This window comes from Indolivaga capnocytophagoides (assembly GCF_036511535.1).
GTDB lineage: Bacteria > Bacteroidota > Bacteroidia > Bacteroidales > Dysgonomonadaceae > Dysgonomonas_A > Dysgonomonas_A capnocytophagoides.
Genome location: NZ_AP028867.1, coordinates 2,207,862 through 2,230,760, shown reverse-complemented (window position 1 = coordinate 2,230,760; position 22,899 = coordinate 2,207,862). Strand labels below are relative to the sequence as shown.

13 protein-coding genes are annotated in these 22,899 nt (G+C 39.1%); 3 read left to right on the top strand and 10 right to left on the bottom strand.

Annotated features, from left to right (window positions below):
* Positions 1-103 precede the first annotated feature (103 nt).
* From AABJ51_RS09075 to AABJ51_RS09065, 3 genes are all read left to right on the top strand, one after another.
* Positions 104-2,179, top strand: coding sequence for a RagB/SusD family nutrient uptake outer membrane protein (locus tag AABJ51_RS09075; RefSeq protein ID WP_338375722.1), 2,076 nt, complete (start codon positions 104-106; stop codon positions 2,177-2,179).
* Between the two features lie 60 nt (positions 2,180-2,239).
* Complete coding sequence (locus AABJ51_RS09070) at positions 2,240-3,055, top strand: DUF3823 domain-containing protein (RefSeq protein WP_134436359.1); 816 nt, start codon at positions 2,240-2,242, stop codon at positions 3,053-3,055.
* Positions 3,056-3,384: 329 nt separating this feature from the next.
* Positions 3,385-5,559 (top strand): hypothetical protein, encoded by a 2,175-nt coding sequence (locus AABJ51_RS09065; RefSeq protein WP_338375719.1) that lies wholly within the window; start codon positions 3,385-3,387, stop codon positions 5,557-5,559.
* A 110-nt stretch (positions 5,560-5,669) separates the two neighbouring features.
* Here the strand turns inward: AABJ51_RS09065 and AABJ51_RS09060 are convergent, their stop codons facing one another.
* From AABJ51_RS09060 to AABJ51_RS09015, 10 genes are all read right to left on the bottom strand, one after another.
* Positions 5,670-8,282 (bottom strand): glycoside hydrolase family 2 protein, encoded by a 2,613-nt coding sequence (locus AABJ51_RS09060; RefSeq protein WP_338375717.1) that lies wholly within the window; start codon positions 8,280-8,282, stop codon positions 5,670-5,672.
* A 189-nt stretch (positions 8,283-8,471) separates the two neighbouring features.
* Complete coding sequence (locus AABJ51_RS09055; RefSeq protein ID WP_338375715.1) at positions 8,472-10,742, bottom strand: GH92 family glycosyl hydrolase; 2,271 nt, start codon at positions 10,740-10,742, stop codon at positions 8,472-8,474.
* A gap of 108 nt (positions 10,743-10,850) precedes the next feature.
* The gene (locus AABJ51_RS09050) at positions 10,851-12,293 is read right to left on the bottom strand and encodes a BT_3987 domain-containing protein (RefSeq protein WP_338375713.1); all 1,443 of its coding nucleotides are present in this window, start codon (positions 12,291-12,293) and stop codon (positions 10,851-10,853) included.
* 58 nt (positions 12,294-12,351) lie between these two features.
* Complete coding sequence (locus AABJ51_RS09045) at positions 12,352-13,503, bottom strand: DUF1735 and LamG domain-containing protein (RefSeq protein ID WP_134436364.1); 1,152 nt, start codon at positions 13,501-13,503, stop codon at positions 12,352-12,354.
* 113 nt (positions 13,504-13,616) lie between these two features.
* A complete protein-coding gene (locus AABJ51_RS09040; RefSeq protein WP_338375709.1) occupies positions 13,617-14,657 on the bottom strand; it encodes a glycoside hydrolase family 18 in 1,041 nt (346 codons plus the stop codon).
* Between the two features lie 58 nt (positions 14,658-14,715).
* Entirely contained in the window at positions 14,716-16,278 is a 1,563-nt protein-coding gene (locus tag AABJ51_RS09035; RefSeq protein ID WP_338375707.1) for a RagB/SusD family nutrient uptake outer membrane protein, read from the bottom strand.
* A 17-nt stretch (positions 16,279-16,295) separates the two neighbouring features.
* On the bottom strand, positions 16,296-19,610 hold the full coding sequence (locus tag AABJ51_RS09030; RefSeq protein ID WP_338375705.1) for a SusC/RagA family TonB-linked outer membrane protein: 3,315 nt from the start codon (positions 19,608-19,610) through the stop codon (positions 16,296-16,298).
* A 248-nt stretch (positions 19,611-19,858) separates the two neighbouring features.
* Complete coding sequence (locus AABJ51_RS09025; protein WP_338375703.1) at positions 19,859-20,857, bottom strand: FecR family protein; 999 nt, start codon at positions 20,855-20,857, stop codon at positions 19,859-19,861.
* A 96-nt stretch (positions 20,858-20,953) separates the two neighbouring features.
* Complete coding sequence (locus AABJ51_RS09020) at positions 20,954-21,499, bottom strand: RNA polymerase sigma-70 factor (RefSeq protein ID WP_338375701.1); 546 nt, start codon at positions 21,497-21,499, stop codon at positions 20,954-20,956.
* A 243-nt stretch (positions 21,500-21,742) separates the two neighbouring features.
* Complete coding sequence (locus AABJ51_RS09015) at positions 21,743-22,888, bottom strand: glycoside hydrolase family 88/105 protein (protein WP_338375699.1); 1,146 nt, start codon at positions 22,886-22,888, stop codon at positions 21,743-21,745.
* Positions 22,889-22,899: the final 11 nt, after the last annotated feature.

Genomic DNA, 22,899 nt, shown 5'->3' with positions numbered 1-22,899 from the left:
TGACTGTTTAAGTATAACAGCAATAGATAGTTATTGCTTTAAAATGCAACATTAAATACTTATTGTTACTTAATGAAAAGTAACGAATCTAAAAAATGCAGATATGAAAAAGATATTTATGTTAGCCTTACTCGGTATGCTGTTTATTACATCGTGTAATGATCTGGATATATCGCCTAAGAATATTGTAACGGATGAAGACCTGATGACCAATGAGTCGGGGATGGAAATTTATCTGGCACGTATGTACAGCTATATGCCTTTTGAGGAATTCAAATATATGCCTCAATGGGGGCTGAGGTTCGACTCTTGGCTTGGAGCCATGGGGATATCGGGAACCGGAGAAGCCTTGAACAGAGATGGAATATGCTCAGCCTTTACAGGTGAGGATACACCATACTGGAATGATGAGGGAAAGAAAGCTCAACCTTTCAAACTATTGAGAGATGCAAATTACTTGTTGGAAACCTTGCCTAAATACAGGGAGGCTTTTACGGAGAAACGCTACAAACACTATTTGGGTGAGGCATATTTTGTACGTGCGACTGTATTTTATGCTATGGCTCGCCGTTTCGGAGGAGTTCCGCTGGTTACTAAAGTTATTCCTTATCCTGCTGAATCAAGTGAATTGGAAGTGCCTCGCTCGACCGAAGAAGAAACTTGGGATCAGGTATTAGCCGATTTTGATAAGGCTGCCGAGCTACTGGAAACAACCAGTCCGAGAACAGGTTATTCGAATAAATACGTTGCTCTTGCTTTCAAATCCGAGGCGATGTTATATGCCGGATCTGTAGCAAAATATAACGAAACACTGCCCGGACGTATGACCGGATTGGGTGAAAAGACAGGTGTAAGAGTTATAGGTTTTGCAAGTGATACGTGGCAGGCTGCATCTAAAAGGTATTTTACAGAAGCTTATAAGGCTGCCCGTGAAGTAATGGAAACCGGAGGTTATTCTCTGTATAAGAAGAAATGGTCGGCAACAGATAAAGAAGCTCAATATCAGAATATGGTGGATATGTTCAGCGACTTGTCCAGTCCCGAAAATATTTATGTGAAGCAGTATCAATACCCGACATTAACCCACGGATATGATGCTTACAGTGCTCCATTTATATTCCGTGCTCCATTAGCATCGGGAACTTGCCCCACTTTGGATTTTCTGGAGTTGTTCGATGGATTCGATCGCTATCCGAATGGTACTGTAAAAGTAACAACGGGTTCGTCTAACACTACGGGCGATTATATAATGTACGATAAACCGATGGATTTCTTTAAAAACGCAGAACCACGTTTGCGTGCCTATGTTATTTTCCCCGGAGATATGTTTAAGGGAAAAGAAATTGAGATTCGTGCAGGTATTTATACGGGGTCTTCTCCTGTAAAACCATTGTTTAATGATTATTCGTATAATTCGGCTGATACACGTTATCAGCATTTGGATGCTTATAAAAATACACCTAAGACTTTGTTTTTGAGTCCAAGAGATGGAAATAGTCAAGAAATCGTTTCTTATAATGGAAAAGATATGACGGCTGCCGGAGCTAATGGTCCGTTCTATGATTTTGGTGAAGGTTGTCTTACTGGTCTTTATGGTCGTAAATGGCTTAATCCGGATCCGTCATTCGAAGCCGGAGAAGGTAAATCGGCTCAGCCGTTTATTTTGATGCGCTACGCCGAAGTATTGCTTAATGCAGCGGAAGCCGGTGTGGAACTATCTTTGGCAGGAGCTCCTTCTCCTGATGGTTCTAATCTGATACAGGTGGCTACAGAAGCTGTTAATGCCATTCGTGAACGTGCCGGAGCTACTCAGTTGACCAGTCAGATTACTTCTAACAGAACAGGTTTGGATATTGTACGTAAAGAACGCCGCAAAGAGCTGGCTTTCGAGCATAAAACTATCTGGGATTTACGCAGATGGCGTGTTTCGCATTACGAAGGTCGTGATGAATTCTGGGGCGAAAGCAGGGATAAATCTCTTTACAGTAATAATGCGAGGTATCGTTTCCGCGGTTTATATCCGTTCTTTTCAACTCAAACCGGAAAGTATTTCTTTGACGCACGTTTCCAATGGGTTAGTCTTAAGACTTTTGAGTTTAATGCTATCGATTATTATTTTGCAATACCTTCGGGTGAAGTTGCTAAAAGCAGGGTAATTGATCAACAACCTAACAGATAATGATATTATATCTATAATAATAAAGGTCGCAGACTTTTATAAATAATGAATATACGGAATATGAAAAAAATAGAACCTTATATTTTTATATGTATACTCGCTTTGTTTACGTCTTGTAGTTTATTCGAAATGGATAACTATGATGAACCGGGCGAAACTTTACAGGGCGAAGTGGTAGATATAGCTACCGGCGAACGGGTGCTGACCGATCAGGGAAGTGAAGGCATTCGTGTGAGATTGACTGAAACGAGTTGGGGCGAAAATGTGACTCCGAATCCTGATTTTTATTGCATGTCGGATGGGACTTTTCAGAATACCAAGTTATTTAAAGCGGACTATAATATCCGTATTGACGGACCGTTTATACCTCTTGTCAGAGAAGATGAACGGGGTATAGTTTATGCCGATGAAACGATAGACACTAAAATAAGCGGAGTCAAAAATGTGAAATTCGAAGTTTATCCATTTTTGAAAGTGGAATTACTGGGAGATCCTACCGTTGCAAATGGGAAGGTTACCGCAAAAGTACGTGTGACCAGAGCTGTTTCTCCGGAGATATTTAAAGAAAAAGTTCAAGTAATGGGCGATTATAGCGATAGTTTCCTAAATATAACAGATATTCAGTTTTTTATAAGCTATTCTTCCAGTGTCGGATATAGAGCCCGGGACGAAAGATGGTCAAGCAAAATCGAATATACAGGTTCGGCATTTAATTCTTTGCTGGGAGACGAGATAACTATACAGTCGAACGGAACTATACCTTCGGGTCGTAAGGTGTTTGTGCGTGCTGCAGCCCGCATAAATTACGATACGCCAAAAGGAAGTGGTATCAGAAGATGGAATTACAGTGCACCGATGGAAGTAATGATTCCGTGATAATAAGTAAAGACTGTTCCTGATTTGAGGAATTTGAAATTTTATCTATAAGAGAAAGCGGTCTTTTGGGCGCAGACTCTCTTGTAAAAAAAATATTCTTTAAATGTGTGGCGGGTACATTTTGTAGGGGTAGGGCTCTGCTCTACCCTTTATTAATTATTAATGAAAAAAGGAAACATCAGAAAAAGTACAATTTCAGTGTGACTTTTGTAACCTTTTATTATAAGTAACGGAACGTTTTTAATGGCGTGTCGAAATGCTAATTGCCTGTTATTTTTATGTTTACGAAGTTGATGAAAGGGTCTGAGATCTTAACTAAACAATACTCTATGAGAAATAAAATTTTGGTTCTATGTTTATTAGGTGTTGGTCTTCAATTGAAATCTCAGAATGTCGATAATGTAAAGACTACATTTCAGACATCAAGAGAATGGAGACCTACCATTGATACCCGTGCCGATGCTGTAATGGTATACGGGGTAGGGGGAAATCCTTCCGATAAGTCGGAAAAAATATCATTCGAAGAACGTGTTCAATCTTGGAAAGACAGAGGTTATACTGTCCATTTTATGACAGGAATAGCATGGGGTGAATATCAGGACTATTTTACAGGCGAATGGGATGGAAAGATGCATTTGGATGAAGGTCAGGTACAACAAAATGGCGATACTATCTGGCATGGCCATATGGTTCCTTATATCGTTCCTACTGCTAATTATTTGAAATATATAAAAGAGAAACATATAAAACGGGTAATTGATGCCGGTATTGATGCTATTTTTCTCGAAGAGCCTGAATTCTGGGCTAGAGCAGGGTACAGTGAGGCTTTTAAACGGGAATGGAAAAATTTTTACGGATCGGAATGGAGACCTCAGCATGAGTCTCCCGAGAATACATATCAGGCAAATAAGCTGAAGTACCATCTTTATTATAATGCTTTGAATGATGTCTTTACTTTTGCGAAAGAGTATGGAAAGAGTAAGGGTATGGATATTAAATGCTATGTGCCGACTCATTCTTTAGTCAATTATTCGCAATGGCAGATTGTAAGTCCGGAGGCTAGTTTGGCATCTCTTCCATGTATTGATGGTTACATTGCTCAGGTTTGGACGGGTACTTCCCGTGAACCTAATTATTTCAACGGAAAACTCAAAGAACGTGTGTTCGAAACGGCTTTTCTTGAATATGGATCAATGGAGTCTATGACTGCTCCAACCGGCCGCAAGATGTTTTTTCTTACAGATCCGATAGAGGATTGGCCTCGGGATTGGGTTGATTACAAGAAAAACTATCAGGCTACTTTTGTCGCTCAACTTTTGTACCCTCAGATAGCTAACTATGAGATAATGCCTTGGCCAGAACGTATATATGAAGGTTTATATAAAACGAGTGCAGATAGCGATAAAAAAGAAAGAATACCGAGACATTATTCTACTCAAATGCAGGTAATGGTGAATACATTGAATCAGATGCCTTTGACAGAATCTAGAGTTTCGGGTTCTAAAGGTATTAGTGTTTTGATGGCTAATTCTTTGATGTTTCAGCGATTTCCCATTCACGAAGGATATGAAGATCCGCAGCTTGCAAATTTTTATGGATTGGCTTTGCCCTTCCTGAAAAGAGGAGTTCCGGTTAAGACTGTACATATTGAAAACTTGTCATACAAGGAAGCATTGTCGGAAACTAAAGTCCTGCTGATGTCATATTCTAACATGAAACCATTAAGCCCCGAAGCTCATACGCATCTGGCTGATTGGGTTAAATCTGGCGGTGTATTGGTGTATTGTGGGCAGGATAATGATCCGTTTCAGTCTGTTTCGGAATGGTGGAATACAAAAGGAAATGCTTATAGGACTCCATCCGCACATCTGTTTGAAAGGATGAATATTGAAATCTCTCCTAACGAAGGCATTTATAGCTATGGAAAAGGCTTTGTATATGTTGTGAGGTCAGATCCTAAAGAGTTTGTCTTAAATACAGGAAGCGATAAAAAGTTGCTGGATATTGTATCTGATATGTATGAAAACAAGTCTAAAGCAGGGAAACTTGAATTCAAGAACAGCTTCTATTTACAGCGGGGAGCTTATGATCTGGTTGCTGTCTTAGATGAAAGTGTGAATGATAAGCCTTATGTGATAGATGGTGTATTAATTGATTTGTTCGATCCGAAACTACCCATATATACTCATAAAGAAATTCAGCCGGGAGAGCATGCGTTCTTCTTTAATATTTCACGGGTTAAGGATAAACATAAGCCTCAGGTGCTTGCTTCGGCAAGTCGGATTTATGAAGAAGAAGTCCAGAAAGATTCATACTCTTTTGTTGCTAAAAGCCCTATAAATACGACCAATGTTTCACGGGTGCTATTACCGAGGATTCCGCGTTCGGTGTTGGTCAATGGAACAAATGTCTTCGAAACTCGATATTGGGATAGTCAGACGAAAACCTATCTGCTTGAATTTGAGAACAACCCCGAAGGTGTTTCTGTTTTGATTAAATGGTAAATTATCTGATCCTATTACCCTTATTATAATTCCGTATAAGTGTCAAGTCTTAGTTTGTACGAAATTCGATTGAAAGGCTGACACTTATACGAAATTAAACTACTGTTCACTTAATTGCTTATGCTAACTGTGCTAAGATTAGTATTCCATCCTCTTACTTCTATTTGAGGTTTCTCATTGTTCCTCGGATTGTAGTCTATTATAACAGTTTTGGTTCCACCCGGAATAACAGATACATAATTATCGTCATAAAAAGCAGGAAGTATACGTTTTCCTGTTTTCGAGTCTATTAGAGAAATCCTATTGAAAAAGGCAACCGGGCTATTTATAGAATTAGAAAGACTTACTTCAATTTTTGATTCAGATAAGAATCTGGCAGAAATACCGAGATCAGCCTTTCTCATTTCGTTTAGTCCTGTATATTTCTTTTGAGAATCCGGGTACCAGTAGAAATTCTCACTCAATATATTTTTGTCCTTATCCAATAATTGAAGGTAGAGAAAACCACCCTTTTCTTTAGTGATCTTATCCAATGGCTCTTTTAAGATGATGGTCTTTTTTGTATCAGACGCATTGATATATGCAATCTCTTGAGTCAGTAAGGTCTCTTTCCCGTTTATATCATATGCTTTAGCTATGATCATCAAATCATTATACGCCTTAAAGTTATTGTTAACGATCATTACTCGTCCCGTAACAGGGTTACACATTATGTGCAACGGCTCGCTTCCCTTACGTAAGCCGAATAGTGATGCATTCGAGTCAAGATAATAATCGTACATCTGTCCGCGCATCGAAGTCCATGGATTCTGAGTTTTCCAGATAATAGTTCCTGTATACCATTCCCACATATGAGAACTGAATCCCTCGATCAGTGCCCGATACTGATCGTAGTTGACCAATTGAGCTTTCATCGCAAAGTCTCTAATGTCTTTAGGTTTTCCGTAAGGTTCTATAAAATTCTCATAACCTACTCCGGAATAAGTATGATATGTCCATACCGGATCAACATCTTCTCTAAACTTAGCATTCGGATTATATTGAGGAGCAATTCTATTCTCTTCAGGCAGGAAACGTTCCAATGATTCATAATCGCCGACCCCGACTGAGCCGACCTCGGAGTTAAATGGCCATGTTTGCTTTTCCCAAAACGATTCTATCGGTTGTATAGTATATGGGCCGTCTCCATTGCCTCCTAAGAAATTATACGACCACTCGTCAGAATTAGAATAGTCTATAAACCAACGGGTACCATCCAGTTGAGGGAGAATGCTGTCTCTTAACGGTATTAAAATATCCTCCGGAGGCATAATTTCATTGCCACCGCACCACATGGCTAAAGAGGGATGGTTGCGTATCATCTTTATCATATCTTTGGCAGACTCTAAAACCAGCGGATGATTATCAGGGTACTTTCGTCTTGTCCATTGGTCTTCCGCCTTTAACGGATCGAGCCAGCGTCCGTTGCAATCGCCTGAAAACCAAAAATCCTGAATAACTAACAAACCGTATTTATCACAGGCCTGATAAAATTCAGGGCGCTCGGTTAATGCTCCACCCCAAATACGGATAAGATTGAGGTTCATGTCTCGGTGATAGCGGATTTCGGCATCATAGCGTTCGTTTGTAAATCTGAGCATAGCATCCGAGATAATCCAGTTTCCACCTTTTATAAAAATCCGCTGACCGTTGACGTATATTTCCTGACTGCGGGTTACAGTATTCCATTTTCGGGAAATTTCCCGTACTCCGAATGTTAGCTTTTCAGAATCGGATGCTGTGGTTTTGCCATCCTCTATAAATTCGATGTTCAGATTGTATAACGATTGCTCTCCGTACCCCGAAGGCCACCACAATTTCGGATTTTCCATTGTGAAATCGGGCAATTGTATTTTGGTACTCGAATTGGGTGATATTGTAACATTTTGTGAGATAATATCTTGTCCCAATGTATAGCGTAATGTACCTGATATTTGTTTGTCCGAAGTATTCTCAAGTTCTGCTGACACTTTTAGCACTGCATGCTGCTGTTCTTCACACGGAATACGCTTTTCCGGAACTACTGTTATAATATGAGGATTCAGCAGATTTACTCGTCCCGTTTTTTCTATGTATACTTTATCCCAGATTCCGGTATTACGATCGCGGATAGGCTGTATCCAATCCCAGCCTGCAACGTACTGATGTGATACATTCTTCGCAATCCGTCCATCTCCGCCTTGCCCGCCATTCGGTTTACCTACAGGATCGGGAGGATATACAATAACAGCCAGCCTGTTTTTTCCATCGGCAGCCAACAATTTGGTAATGTTAAAAGTTTTGCGTAAAAACATGCCTTCGTAAAGTTCTGTATTTACTTTTCGACCATTCAGATAGATTTCACAACTGTAATTTATACCTCTGAATGTAAGCCAGACCTGTTCTTCTCCCTTAGGTTGTTTTTCTTCGAAATTTTTGATAAACCAGTAAGTATAATATTCTCGTCCGGTGTCGTAGATGTCAGGTATCTTCTCGTTGTTCATCCCGTAAAAAGGGTCGGGAATTTCCTTGTTCTCAAGCTGGGTTGTTAGCACTGTGCCGGGAACAACTGCTTTTTTCCATTTGTTTGTAGGATACGATATTACTGATATCTTTTCTCCGCTATCTTCAGTTTGTGATGCTTGCAGGCATTTCCATCCCGAATCTAATTCGTAACGGTTCTGCGCTTGTAGAGCAAATATCATACACAGAATTAGTATTGTTAATATATATCTTTTATTCATTGTCGTTAATTGCTGTTATTTAATTTTTTAACCACAAAAGGTTACAAAGGTCACACTGAAATTGCTCTTTTTCATCCGTAACCTTTTCCTCTTAATTTTCATATTGAAAGATCCAGACATTGTTTTCAGTATAGATAAAAATTCTGAATCTTATTTGTTTTCGGCTTTAAGGACATCTTCTGTTGTGCCCCATGTTTTTGAAGGTTTATTTCCCATTTCAAATTCGAGGGTACCTCCCGATTCTATATCCTTGAAATCTATGTAATATTTAATATACTCTTTTCCATTCAGCCGGATACTTTGGATGTACTTATTTTCAGAACTGTTGTTGTGAGCTATTATCTTGAATTCTTTATTGTCTTTTACTTTTATAACAGCCTGATCTATAAGAGGACTTCCGAATATATATTTTCCACCTGCAGGTTCTACCTGATAGAAACCCAGAGCAGACAAGATATACCATGCCGACATCTGTCCTACATCTTCATTGCCCGATAGTCCGGCAGGCTGATCGTGGTATAACTCGGATAATACCTGACGTACTCTTTCTGCTGTTTTCCAGGGCTGTCCTACATAAGGATACATGTACAATACCTGATGGCTCGGTTCATTGCCATGTGCGTATTGACCTATAAGTCCGCTTATATCAGGAGACGCATGCTCACCCAGAGAACCTTCGACAATGAATAGAGAATCGAGCTTGGATATAAATCTGTCGGTACTGCCGAACAGATTTACTAATCCTTGTATATCGTGCGGAACTAGCCATGTGTATTGCCATGCGTTGCCTTCGGTATAATCATTATCGCGATGCACGGATTCGAAAGGATTGAAAGGTGTTCTGAATTTTCCATCAGAAGATAATCCTCTCATAAAGCCTGTTTCTTTATCAAAATAATGGGAATAAGATTTACTCCTTTTCAGGAAATAATTATAATCGTCTTGTTTTCCCATCTTTTGAGCAACCTGAGCTAAAGACCAGTCGGCAATTGCATACTCCATACATTTGGATAGACCTTCTTCTTCTTTGTTATATGGTATATAGCCGTATTCTTTGAGGTATTTTAACCCTCTTTCATCAAGCATTGCCGATTTCTTCATGGCCTCGTATGCCAGCTCTTTGTCAAAACCGCTATATCCTTTCAGAATGGCATCTGCTACTACGGGGATTGCAGGATTGCCAACCATGCAGTCTGTTTCGCATCCCATCAGATGCCATACAGGCAATTTGCCTTGTTGCTGATATATCGCAAGCATTGTATTGATGATATCGTTTACTCTGTCGGGATGTATGATTGTCATTAACGGATGTGCTGCTCTATAGGTATCCCATAACGAAAATGTAGTGTAATTTATAAATGGGGCATTACGGTATATTTTTTTATCTGTTCCCAAGTAGTCTTTGTTCGTGTCGTTAAATTCCGATGGAGCAATCATTGTATGATACATGGCTGTATAAAAACAGCGTTTTATCTTCTCATCAGATGTTGTTATTTTTATTTTTTTGAGCTCGTTATTCCATGCTTCATCTGCTTTTTTTACTGTCTGATCGAAATTCCATCCGGGTAATTCGTCCTTCATATTCAATTTGGCATTCTCTATACTGACCGGAGATAAGGCAACTTTTACATAGATTTCTTCTTTCGGTGTTGTATCGAAAAGTATTTGGGCGTACACTCCTTCTGCCTTGAGAGAATTGCTTTCTATTGTATCATCTCCGTGAGATAACGAAAACCCTTTCATCGGTTTAGAAAATACAGCCGTAAAAAAGATGCGTTGGTCTTTTGCCCATCCTGTAGAGAACCGATAGCCCGATACAACCGAATCATTTTCGCGGATCAAATAAGTATCAACGGGTTTATCCCAGTTTATCTTACTCTTGAGGTCTATTATAACTTTTGCATCTTTGCTTTCGGGGAATGTGTATTTGTGGAAGCCGACCCGTTTGGTGGCAGTTAAAGCAACGTCGATATTATATCTGTCGAGATGTACTGAGTAGAATCCTGCTTTAGCTGTTTCGTTGCGGTGGCTGAACAGAGAGTACATTCCTGATTGAGGGTCGGATATTTCTCCTTTCCCTAGTTTTACATTGCCGATTACAGGCATCAAAGCAATATCACATAAATCGCCTATTCCGGTTCCGTTCAGATGTGTATGTGTGAATCCGAATATGGTTGAGTCCGAGATATGATATCCTGAAGTCCAGTCCCATCCTTCGGTAATGTTTGTGGGTCCTAACTGAACTAATCCGAAGGGGACGTTTGCTCCCATAAAGACATGTCCGTGATCACCTGTTCCTATATAGGGATCAATATATTGAGTCAGATTTTCAGAACTGTTTGAAACAGTCTCTCTTGTTCCGCAGCCGGTTGAGAGAATAGGGACAATGAATGCCAGATAGATGAATGTTGATAATTTCATTTTAAACAGATTAAGTAGTATATATCTATTCTTTATCCAAGATAATAAAGATTTTAGCCACTACTCCATTAATTATGATTGTAATGGCTAAAATCTATCTAAAGAATATTACCAGTCTTTTTCGAACGTGTTTCCGGAGAATACAATTTCATCGTCATATAAAACAGAGGCGAAATCATTAAACGCTGAAACATAGCTCTGCGCTGGATTGAAGTCATAAAGCATATTCACTCCATATTCACTGTCTCTTACCCGTTTGAGGGTTTGCATGTCGTATGTACCTACATAATAACCTTGTCCGTCGGGAAGTTTGTATAAGCCATCAACAATTTTACGGGAATAGGGCGATACTTGCTTATTAGTCATACCCAGATACCGTCTGGTTATATTGTTATTAAAAGACCCGTAATAAGGCTCTAATGTATAATCAACAAAATCGCCCGGATTCATACCCTCTACAGTCTGGCTAAACCCGACATACCCATAATGGTAAACTATGACCGTTTTGTCGGGCATAATCTTTTTTGTTTCATAACATAATCGGGCATAAGCATTACTGGATGGAGTGACAAATCCCGGTACTCCTACTGACTGTGAGTATTGTGAATATTCGTCATCGAAATCGATACCGTCAAGACCATATGCATCAACAATAGCTTTTAGTTCTTTAGCAAAATCCTTAGCTGTTGATTCAGACAAATTAGCAACTCCGGCTGCATCGTGGTTTCCGAGTATTGATAAATTGACACGAATGCCTTTATCCTGTAGAGGTTTAATGTATTTGTCCCTGTTGGACAGCAGATGAGAAACATTTTCGTTCATAGATACAAATACACGTCCGGTTTCCTTGTTGTAATTGATGTTGGCGGCGAATATGGTGACAATATCTACAAATGGTTTACCGCTGTTTTTCAGCATATATTCTCCTGCATTCAGTATATTCGTATTATTAACCTCGAAGTACATGATAGTAACGATACCCGATTCTTTAGCAGCATCGGGAGTATTACCCATATACTTTACAACGAACAGATAAGCCCCTTCTCCTGAAGAGGTTTTGATACCCGAATCATTCGATTCGAATGCCACCGGCAGTATATAGCTTTTGCCGATTTCCAGACTGTTGTCTTTCTTCAGTTTAATGGTTACAGGTTCAGATTCGGTTTTCCCTTTTTCTATCGTTACAGTTTCTCCGTTCTCAATAGATGCCGAACTTAATGGGAAAATTTTAAAATCCGTACCGTTCGCATTATTGTATTCATTGAGAAAAGATTCGTCAAATTTGAGTTTACCTGAGAATGTATTCTCTTGAGCTTTGGATAATTTCAGATATACCTTAATTTCTGTTCCGCCACTTCTTAATTCGATTGTCTGCATGGCTCGCGCATCGTTATAATTCTTTAAGGATACATAGGAGTCTTTTGCCTTATCGTAATTATTGTCGTCTATATTGCTGAGGTTTATATCATCCGAACAAGAAACAAACAATGCTCCTGCCAGTATCGAAGATACAGCTAAAGACGACAGTCTCTTTTTTATATTGTTAATCATAGTCTTCTATATTATTATTTATACTTACGTAAATGAATATATTTAAGAGTTCAACCCTTTATTTAGACTTTTCGGGTAAGCTTACCGAGTTCCATTTCAGAGCATTCTTGGCTACAGCGTTGTTCCCATTCGAAGTGTGATCCTTTACTATATTACCGTCGCCGTCATCGAATTTCCAGTAAGCCACCAATCCGGGAGATTCTGGATCTACATAGTACGGATTGTTTGCAATTTCTTCTTGTGTGCGGACAGTATTCCATATACGGCATTCGGCTATTTCTCCTGCCAGATAACGATCATCGGCATAAGACCGCCCGATATAAAACCCGTCAGCACCTCCGACTCCTAAGTTTATGGTTCCGATACTCTGGGTCGTTACACTTGATTGTACTTTTCCATTGATGTATATTTTCATCGTATTAGTTCCCGAATCATAGGTCATAGCCATGTGTATCCATTCATTAGTGGGTAACGCTTTATTGCTGTCTGCATCCGGATAGTTGCCACGGCTTGTTGCTATTTGTACTTGGCTCGGTGGAAAATTAGCATCGCCGAGACGGATAAGAAAGCGTCCTTCGATTCCCATAACTGTACTGATCAGACGGTCATAATCCCTTGCCCTAAACAATGCTTCCATTGTCACCTGTGACAAATTATTGCAGACGTCCGGCTTAGCCCAGTTTATCGATAAATTGTTTTTCTCGATGTCTGCTACAGTATTGATCAATGCAGCACCTTTTACTACATAATAGGTTGTTTGTTTACTTTCCAGAATACCTACTACGGATACATTGTCTATCGAAACAGGCAATACATATACACTGTCTTCATTGAGAGTACTCAGGTTTTTGAATACTATTTTTACTTCCGAAGACAGCACACTCCCTGCTTTGATAACAGCCTCAGGTTCTGTTATTGTATAATTATCCGAAGGCAGCAGCATAGCATGGTCTTTATACAACGAGTTGTACTTGTCAACCTTCGAAGCATCTGCTTTATATACAATCTTAATATCGGAAGCTTCGGGTTGAGCTACGGAAGCCTGTAATGTTTTTTCCACTACATCTATCCCCCTTTTTATCAAGACTTCTTCTTTTAGTGACGATGAGTTGATAAAAGTTTTATTATCGAACGAATCGCTGTCATTGCATGCTGCAAATAAGGCTGACAGGGCGATAATGGATGTTATATATAATTTATATATTTTCATAATGTTTGAATTAAGGTCTCAGACCTATTTATTACTTTGGTAAGTGAAACGACCAGAGTGTGTTATAAACTGAAAGTATATCATTAAATACTTTTTTTGACTTAAGTAACACCTTAGTTATTAGGTGAAGGGTTAAGAGTATTTATGGCTCCTCTAGTATATGGATATGTCAGAGTAGGATTGAAGAAATCGTTCTGAACATTGTATATTCCGATTCCCGATTTCTTGTATCTGGCAGATGGTTGTGCCAACCATACGGCAGTCTGAGGGATAGCCCTGATGCCTTTTTCGTAGTTAAAATATCCGGTTTTATTATCCGAAGGATCGAGAGATGCTGTTGATACCTGTACAATAAAACGATCAGACGGAACTTCGTCTACGGCTGCCATTTCGAGGATGAAATCCATAGCTTGTGTTGATACTTCATCCATTGCATTGATAATAATACTCTTGCATGATTTTAATATTGTTTTATCCAGAAGATTTTGTGGTTTTCCTTCAAAAATAATTGATTTTGAATTATGAGCATCATACCAGCTTTTTATGGGTGACATGTATGCATTCTGAAATTTAGTATAAGTCGCCAGCTCCTTCTCTGTCATATGCAGTGTAGATTTCCCATTGTATTTTATGGAGATGCCATCATAGCTGTATTTATCTGCTAAAGCTAAATAATCGTTGACTTTACCTGTCAGAAAGGTGACGAACTCGTCTTCATTAACCTCTGCTCCTTCTTCTAAAGCATTGTCATATTCGAGCTTAATAGCTTCATATCCTATCGAGAAGATAAACTTCATCCCTTTATTTTCCCTTACCGATTGCATCTCCTGTAGTTCTCTGTCAGTCAGATTATCAGGATACATCAAGGCTACGACATCTATGCTGTCGGGTAATGCTGTCAAGTGATGAGAGCGGTTTACAGCGTCTTTTGTGCTGTTATCGTACCAGACATAGACTAACTTATGATCTGTAAGCTTATAATTTCGAAGGCTTTCCAAATATTTTGCATATACATCAGGATCAATATTTTCTATATTCGGAACATTTACATCTAGGCTCTCGTTTTCTGTCCAATCGCTGCATGCCGTAAAACCTAATCCCGACATAAGGCAGAGGAGAGCTATAATTGTATTTTTATTTAATCTGTTTTTCATAATTACATCTATTTATGTAAACTGGTTGTTCGTTGAAAGTCATTAATTTGTGATGACTTTATTTCTTGGCGTCCCACCATACATTTGTTGCCATATTGTCAGCACCGTTCAGAAATTTCAGTCCTGTATTCAGGTTAGTAGTGTTATCCGTGTATTCGCTCTGAGGATAGGGTAGGCGGCGAGCCATTTTATTGTCCGATACTATACCGCCGCTTTTGTTAGAGGGAGCAGGCATTAGTTTAGGATAACCTGTTCTGCGGAATTCACTCCACGCTTCAAGTCCGAGAGGGAAATTGGCTATCCATTTTTGAGTGATAATACGTTCGAGATTAGTTTCGAAAGATGCACCTGCATTCCACTTAATGGTAATAGTACTGGTTGTTCCTTTAAATGAATTTATACCTGCGGGATCTACATAAGCTAAAGGCTTATTTGTCTCGTTTGTCATGTAACTATCCGCACCGGAAGCTCCCCATTGTGAAAAAGATAATCTGATGCCTTCTTCATAAAAGCTTTGGGCTGTACCTCCCATATTCCATCCTCGTAAAGCTCCTTCTGCTTTCAGGAACGACACTTCCGCTGCATTCATCCACATGAGTTTACTCTTAGGAGTAACGATCATATTCGAATAAGCGTGTGCGGTTTCTGCCGGCGGAATTTGTATTCCTGAACGTATACCGATAAATCCATCTTCGATTTTTCCTCCGAATGTAGATACTGTGAAATATTTTTCTCTGCGAGGGTCATTAAACCCATTCATATAGGATGTTATATCTGCAGATATGCGGGAATCTCCTCCATTGTATTCATACATAATTGTATAAAAAGGATTTTGATTCTGATCAAGGTCAAGAAAAGCATTATCACTGTTACCAGTCATGGTTCCGATTTCATCGGCTGCAACTTCTTCCGCCTTTTTCTGTGCGGTTGAGGCATCAGCATATGCAATACGAATAGCCAGACGTAATTTTATCGAATTAGCCAGTTTGACCCATGCGATTGCGTCTCCTCCATATACTTTATCGGCTTTAGCACTGAAATTTTCTGTCCGGTATTCTTTCAGAATCAGTATGGCACTGTCCAATTCGTTGAACATTTTGTTATAAATAGCCTGTTGAGAATCGTAAGGGGCATTCAGCTGTCCTTCAGCTCCGATCTTCGAATAGGGCATTGGTCCATAAGTATCCACAATACGAGACATAGCAACAACTTTGATAATGTCAGCTACAGCCAGCGGTACAGGTTTTGTGGTCATTTTTTTGATTCGGCTGTGATTTGGAAATATTTTGGGGATCACATCTTCAAATGGGACTTTCATCCAGTTTTCGGGAGCATTGTAACTCGAAAATTTACCGGAATTAAATCCGGGATTTGAGTCTCCTATATATCCGCCATATGATCCTGCAAAAAGACAGTCTATAAACTGAAACATATTGGCATCCACAGGAATTGTGTAGTTCTGCATTTCGAGCATAGATGCTTGTAAAGCATAATCATCCCTTTGTTTTTCATCATCCGTTACTCCTCCGGGATTCCGGTTTACGTTTTCATAATTATCTGTACAGCCAATGAAGCAGGACAGAGCTGTCAGTAACAGTATTTTGCTAAATAATTTATTCATGACAAATAAGGTTAAGATTAGAATTTAAGGAGAACGTTAAAGCCTAAATTACGGGTGCTGGGCATCATAAAGTAGTCGATTCCCTGATAATAGTTTCCTGTAGAAGCTACCGCTTCGGGATCGAAAGGTGCTTTATTATATATCATCCACAGATTACGTCCGACCAGAGATACTGTTACGTCTGCAACATTCCATACTTTATTGCGTGGAAATGTGTAAGCGATGCGGGCTTCCTGCAGGCGAACATTGGTTGCGCTGTATGTGTAATACTGAGGGATTCCCAATTCTCCGCCTATTGCTGTGTACCAGTTTTGTGCAGAAATAACGTCTCCTCCGTTGATCAATACTCCACCGTTGTCACGGGCATTGGCACTTGCTTCGGAAACACCGTAACGATCAAGTGTAGCCTGAGTGGCAGAATACACAATACCTCCCAAACGTGCGGAAATAAGGAAGCTGAAATTCAGATTTTTCCAAGAAAAGTCATTTCTCCATGCCATGTTCGCTTTAGGGAATACGCTGCCCAGCTTGATGTCTTCTTTTGCGTTTTGTTTAACTACATTACCATCTGATGTAACATAGATATATCCGTCTTGGTCACGCATTAACTCGGCACTTGAATATAAGTCGCCCAGACTTCCTCCTGTTTTTAGAATAAAGCGGGTCAATCCGAGACGTCCGACTTCCAGACGGTCGATATTCATCGTTGCTCCTGTTTCCGGATGCACATAATTTTTTACGATTTCAAGTATTTTGTTTTTATTCGCACTGAATGTATAGGTCGAAGACCACTTGATATCATTCCATGTGTTCTGATAGCCCAGAGATAGCTCGATACCTTTGTTCTGTACTTTTCCGGATTGTACATATAGCCTTTTGTATGCAGATGAAACAGACATTTGGGCATCAAAGGTTTGATTGTATGTTTTTGTGGAGTATAAACTCAGGTCGAGACTGAATCCATGAAGGAACCGAGTACTTAGACCAACTTCCCATGAATCTGTTTTCTCCGGTTTCAGATTAGACATCGGATAGTTGCTCAATGCTCCTGCCCATGAATTAGTGCTGCTGTCCCATTCGTAAGTAGGATTAGACAGAAAGCGAGGAAATGGCATTCCGACAGATGCAAATGATGCTCTTACTTTGGCATATTCGAGTTGTTTGGGCAGTTCGAATATTTCAGAAAGAACAATAGATGTTCCTACTGAAGGATAAAAGAAAGAGCTCTTGGAAGAATAAGGCCCTGCAAGTTGAGACGGCCAGTCGTTACGACCGGTAAGAGTCAGGTAATAGGCACTCTTGTATCCGATTTCGGCACTTGCAAAAACAGATTGGGTTTGTTCTTCCCAGCTTGGCTGTTCCCTCTTTGTCTTGGCATTATCCAATTGATAAACGTTAAATACGTTTGGTATAAGAGATTCACTTATAGGTCCTCTAACCCTTAGAATGTCTTGTTTGATTACCGAAAAAGATGTCCCGATATTGGCATGTACCGAAATTCCGTTATCGAATGACTTATCTATATTGGCGATGGCATCACCGTAGGTTTGTTTTTCTTTAGTACCGGTAATTCCGTAAAAACCATTGGCTGATCCTTCGGTAAGAGTCAGGTTGGAAGATGCATAGAGCTTTTCGGTAAAGTCGTTATTCGAATTATCAACTCTGATACGTCCCGAGAGGCTCAGCCAATCCAATACTTTGTAGCTGAGGCTGGCATTCATCATATAACGGTCTTTGGTATTCTCCCTCAGATTTCTGTAATTGATCCAATAAGGATTCTGTCCTGTATATTCGTTGATTCCCTGAGGCCAGTATTGAGTGCTTATATTTCGTGACGAATCCCATCTTTCGTACATCTTGATATCATTCCAGTCGTCTCCGCGAGGAAATAAATAAGCGGTAACAAGAGGATTGGAATAAATTCCCTGATTGATCATATTCCGATCCTTCTGTTTAATGTAGCTCATACCTACATCGAGTGTCATTTTATCATTCAGAAAATATGCTGTATTACGGAATGTGAAGTTGTATCGTTCGTATTTATTATTGGGAATCATACCTTTTGAGTTTACCGCACTTCCGGAGAGATAAGTCTGATTGGTTTTTGTACCTGTGCTCAACGTAAATGATTCCGTAGCTACTACTCCTGTATTCAGATAATCGTCTTGAGGTGAATATCTGTTATCTGTCAATGCTCCCCAACTTTTGTCAAGAACGGGCGCCGAAGATTGGAGATCTCCTGTTCCGTATTTGTTCTGGAATTTAGGCATAACCAATGGTCTCAGAAATTCGGTATTCTGAGAAACAGTAAGACTTACTTTTCCTTCTTTTCCTTTTTTAGTGGTTATAACTATGGCTCCGTTTGCTCCGCTGCTGCCATATAAAGCAGCGGCAGCCGCTCCGGTCAATACCGAAAGGGATTCTATATCTTCGGGGTTTAAATCGGCTATCGATTCGGACGACCCTGTGGACTGGAATTCAGTTCCACCTCCTCCGGAGAAGTTAAAAATAGGAACACCGTCTATTACATAGAGGGCATTACTTGATTGTGCAATACTTTTATTACCCCTCATGACTACCTTACTGGCTCCACCGACTCCCGATGAGCTTGTATTTATGTTAACTCCTGCTACTTTTCCGGATAGAGAGTTAATAAAGTTCGCGTCTTTATTATTTACCAGTTGATCCTGATTTAGCTGTTGTACATTATAGCTTAAGGCTTTTTGTTCTCTTTTTATACCTAAAGCTGTAACTACTACTTCTTTGATCATCTGTTCATCCGGACGCATCTGTAAAGAATATTGATTCTCTTTCTTCACTTGTACCTTTTGTGTGGTATAGCCCAAATAGGATAAAACTAAAGTTTCGCCTTCCGAAGCCTGAATTAAGAACTTGCCATCAATGTCGGTTATAACACCGCCTTTTAAGCCCGCAACAGTTACACTGACCCCGATCAAAGGGTCGTTGTTTTCGTCTATTACAGTTCCTGTGATATTTTTTTTCGGTGCTGATTTTTTCTCGGCAACCAGCATAATGTAATTTCCGTCTATCTGGTAAGTGAATCCTGTTTCGGAGAGTATTTGGTTCAGAGCCTGATCCAATGTGGCGTTTTTCAGGTCGAGATTTATGTTTCTGCCCGACTCTAATTTAGATGAGTTATAGGCTATCGACATGTTAGCTTGTTTTTCTACTTCATGCAATGCTTGCGCAATGGATAGTCGACTATGTTGTATTGTGATTTTTGCATTGCTTTGTGCAAAAAGTCCTACCTGTATAAAAAACAGACAGATAAAAACAAGCAATGTTTTTGCTCTTGAATGATTATACTTCATAGATTTGATTTAATTTATGTGTTTCTTCTTAAAAAATGGCTTAGAATAGGTTTTCTTATAACAGCACGCCTTTAAAGTTGAGTTAGATATAACTTATTGATGCTGTCGTGTTTCCGAATGAAAAAAGACAAGGGTTTCATATCCTTAACCGGAAATGGTTAAGAGTACTTTTTTTCATAATAATAACTGTATTAAGTTTTCTTTCGAGTTAAGGTGTTAATTACCGAGAGTTTATAGTTAGTGCACTTTTATCTTTTCAACTCCAGATAACAATATTTATTCTCTAGTTTATAATTAATATTTCCGACGACTTTTTCTATGACAGTCATAACTTCATCCAAAGATGCATTCTTTCTGAATGAGAAATTATAAGTGTCTTTGTTAAAGAGGTTTTCTTCTTGATATTTAAAGGTTATAGGATATTTACGTTCCAAAAGATTTAAGATTTGCGATAATGTCAGATCCCGTATTACAATTTCGCTTCTCTGCCATGCTGTGATATTTTCAATATCAACTTCTTTTTGCAAACTGATACTGTTGTTTTCCTTATCATAGATAAATTGATTTCCGGGTTCTAATATGTATCCGTTATCAGCCTTGTGATTGTCGTTTTCAACTAAAACACTTCCTGATAATAATGTAACCGAAGTCTGCATATCGGAAGCATACGACGCCACATTAAACTCAGTTCCCAATGCCGTTACCTGAAAATTGGATGTTTTAACGATAAAAGGCTTCTTCTTATTTTTCTTTACTTTAAAATTGGCTTCTCCGATTAAGAATACACTTCTGGTATTTCCTGTAAATTCATGAGGATACAGAAGAACTGTCTCTGAGTTTAACTCAACGGTTGATCCATCAGGCAGGGTGATAGTTTGCAATTCCGAATTAGGAACATAACTCTCTACTAAATCCTGAGAATCTTTGCGCTCCGAAAGTAAGAGAAATACAGATGTTACAGCTATGATGAAAAATACAGCTGCGGCTGCTTGCCAGATATGCATAGACAAAGATCGCTTAGGGGACTCTTGATGTAAGCCTAAACTTTTCTCTACAGAATGAAGTGCTTCTTTAGTTTCATCAGAAGAAAAACCGGCTTCGGGCAGAGACTCCCACAAAGACCACAAAGCCTTTTCTTTTTCATCCTCGTTTTCCGGAGTTATCAGCCATTGCTGAAACTCTCCGATTGATTCCGAAGATTGTTTTTCTTTTCGAAACTTATTTATTATATGTTGAAAATACTTCATTCTGGTTGGCTTGTTTAATTATAATACGATTAACTCATTTGTTCTACTCAACGGAAACTGAAAAAAAATGCAAAATTTTTATTTTTTTGCTGTATTCTAGGTTTTACTATCCTTTCCGGCTCCTTGAATTACATCTTTTAATTCACCCAAAGCAAGGTATATATGCCGTTCTACTGTACGTACTGAAAGGTCTAAGTTCTGAGCAATATCGTTATTTGACTTTCCTTCAAATCTGCTCATTTCAAAAACAAGCCTTCTTTTTTCGGGCATCTGTTTTAAGGCTAGGCTGATTAATAAATGAAGTTCTTTAGCATAAATCTCGGAGTAGGGATCTGTGATATCTAATTCGGAAAGAAGCGAAGTGCTTATGTTTTCTTGGTACCGACGTTCTATTTTTTTATGCTTTATTAAATCAAAAATATGATTTTTGGTTATTGAATACACATAGGGCGAACAGCTTTCAATCCGTCCCATCCATATATCGGTCTTGTCCCATAGTTTAAGGAAAATTTCCTGAGCAACATCTTTGGCCTCTTCTTCCGACTTTAAAATACTTTCGGCAAAAGCTCTGACTTTCGGATAATAAACCTGAAAAAAGCGATTGAATTCTTTATGTTTTTCTTTACTAGATCTAAAAGACATCTCTAATAAGCTTTAGTATAATTCTACAAATATATTAAATATCATATTTCTATTATAAAAAATGGAAAAAGTAATATTTGTCAGCTACTCTATTAATAACTGTCGGTAGACCATATTGTTTGGTAGACAAATGAAATTTCTATATAGATAATTTATAAAGCTGAAAAAGCGGTCAATAAAATGAGAAGGTTATTGACCGCTTGGATTTAGATAGATAAAGTATGATTTTTAGAACTGAAAAAACTATTTGGAATTACTGCTCAATCCGTAGGCACACCATAATAGAGCAGCCTGTCCGTGCAGATCACCTGTCAGCTTTTTGCGGTCGAGGTAGTACTGGTAATCATTTTTAGCCCCCGTACCTTCGCATACATTACGGATATTGTAATCTTCATTCAGATAGGTCAGTAGTGACAGCCATGCCTTGCGTGCGGCGGCACCGTATGTTTTTTTATCCAGCCAGCCATTTTTCACCCCGATAATCATGGCATAGGTAAACATGGCAGTTGATGATGTTTCTTTCCATGAATTAGGATCGTCTATAATTTGAGACCACATGCCGTCGTATCCCTGATATCTCAGTAGTGTCTCCATCATTTTCAGGTATGCTGCTTTTATTTGCCCTTTGTGAGGATCATCTTTGGGGAGTATTCTTAACATTTCGGCCATGCCTACAGCCATCCATCCATTGCCCCGTCCCCAGAAATAAGGGGTATTTGGCGCATGATAGAATAATCCATTGGGGCGTTGTATTTCTTTCAGATATAAAACCATTTCACGTGATGCACGATCTATGTATTTTTTGTCTCCTGTAACAAGATATGCCTGAGCCTGAACAGCTGTTATCATAAACATATCATCTATCCAGATACGGGTTTGCCACGAATAACCTTTATCGTGCCATTCTTTTTCAGTATTGTTCGGATTCTCAGGTAATATCCATTGCTGGTCGGCATACTTCAGCCCCAGTTCTAGATATTTGGAATCTTTATTTCTTTTGTATATTTCTAACGGCACCGCCCCGAATACATAAAAATCCACAACGTTATGTTCCTTGGGCCTCATGCTTGGCAAGAGATCTTTCTGAGTCGTGAACAGAGGATCGAAGCGGTCTATCAGTTGGTTATACAGGTTATCGTCGTTGATGGACTTCGTAAACCACAGACCACCCAGCCACAGGCAAACATCAGGATAAGTTATGAATGTCACTTTGTTTTTTGAATTGATATATCCCCAAAACGAGTGTGGTGTCTGAAGATATCTTTCCGTTAATTTGATACCAATCTCTTTAGGCTGAGATCCTTTCGGAAAATTTTTCAGATCGTAGCTTTGCGAATAAGCGCAGAATACTATCATTTGAAAAATAAGTAAATACGAAATTTTTTTCATCTTATATAGTT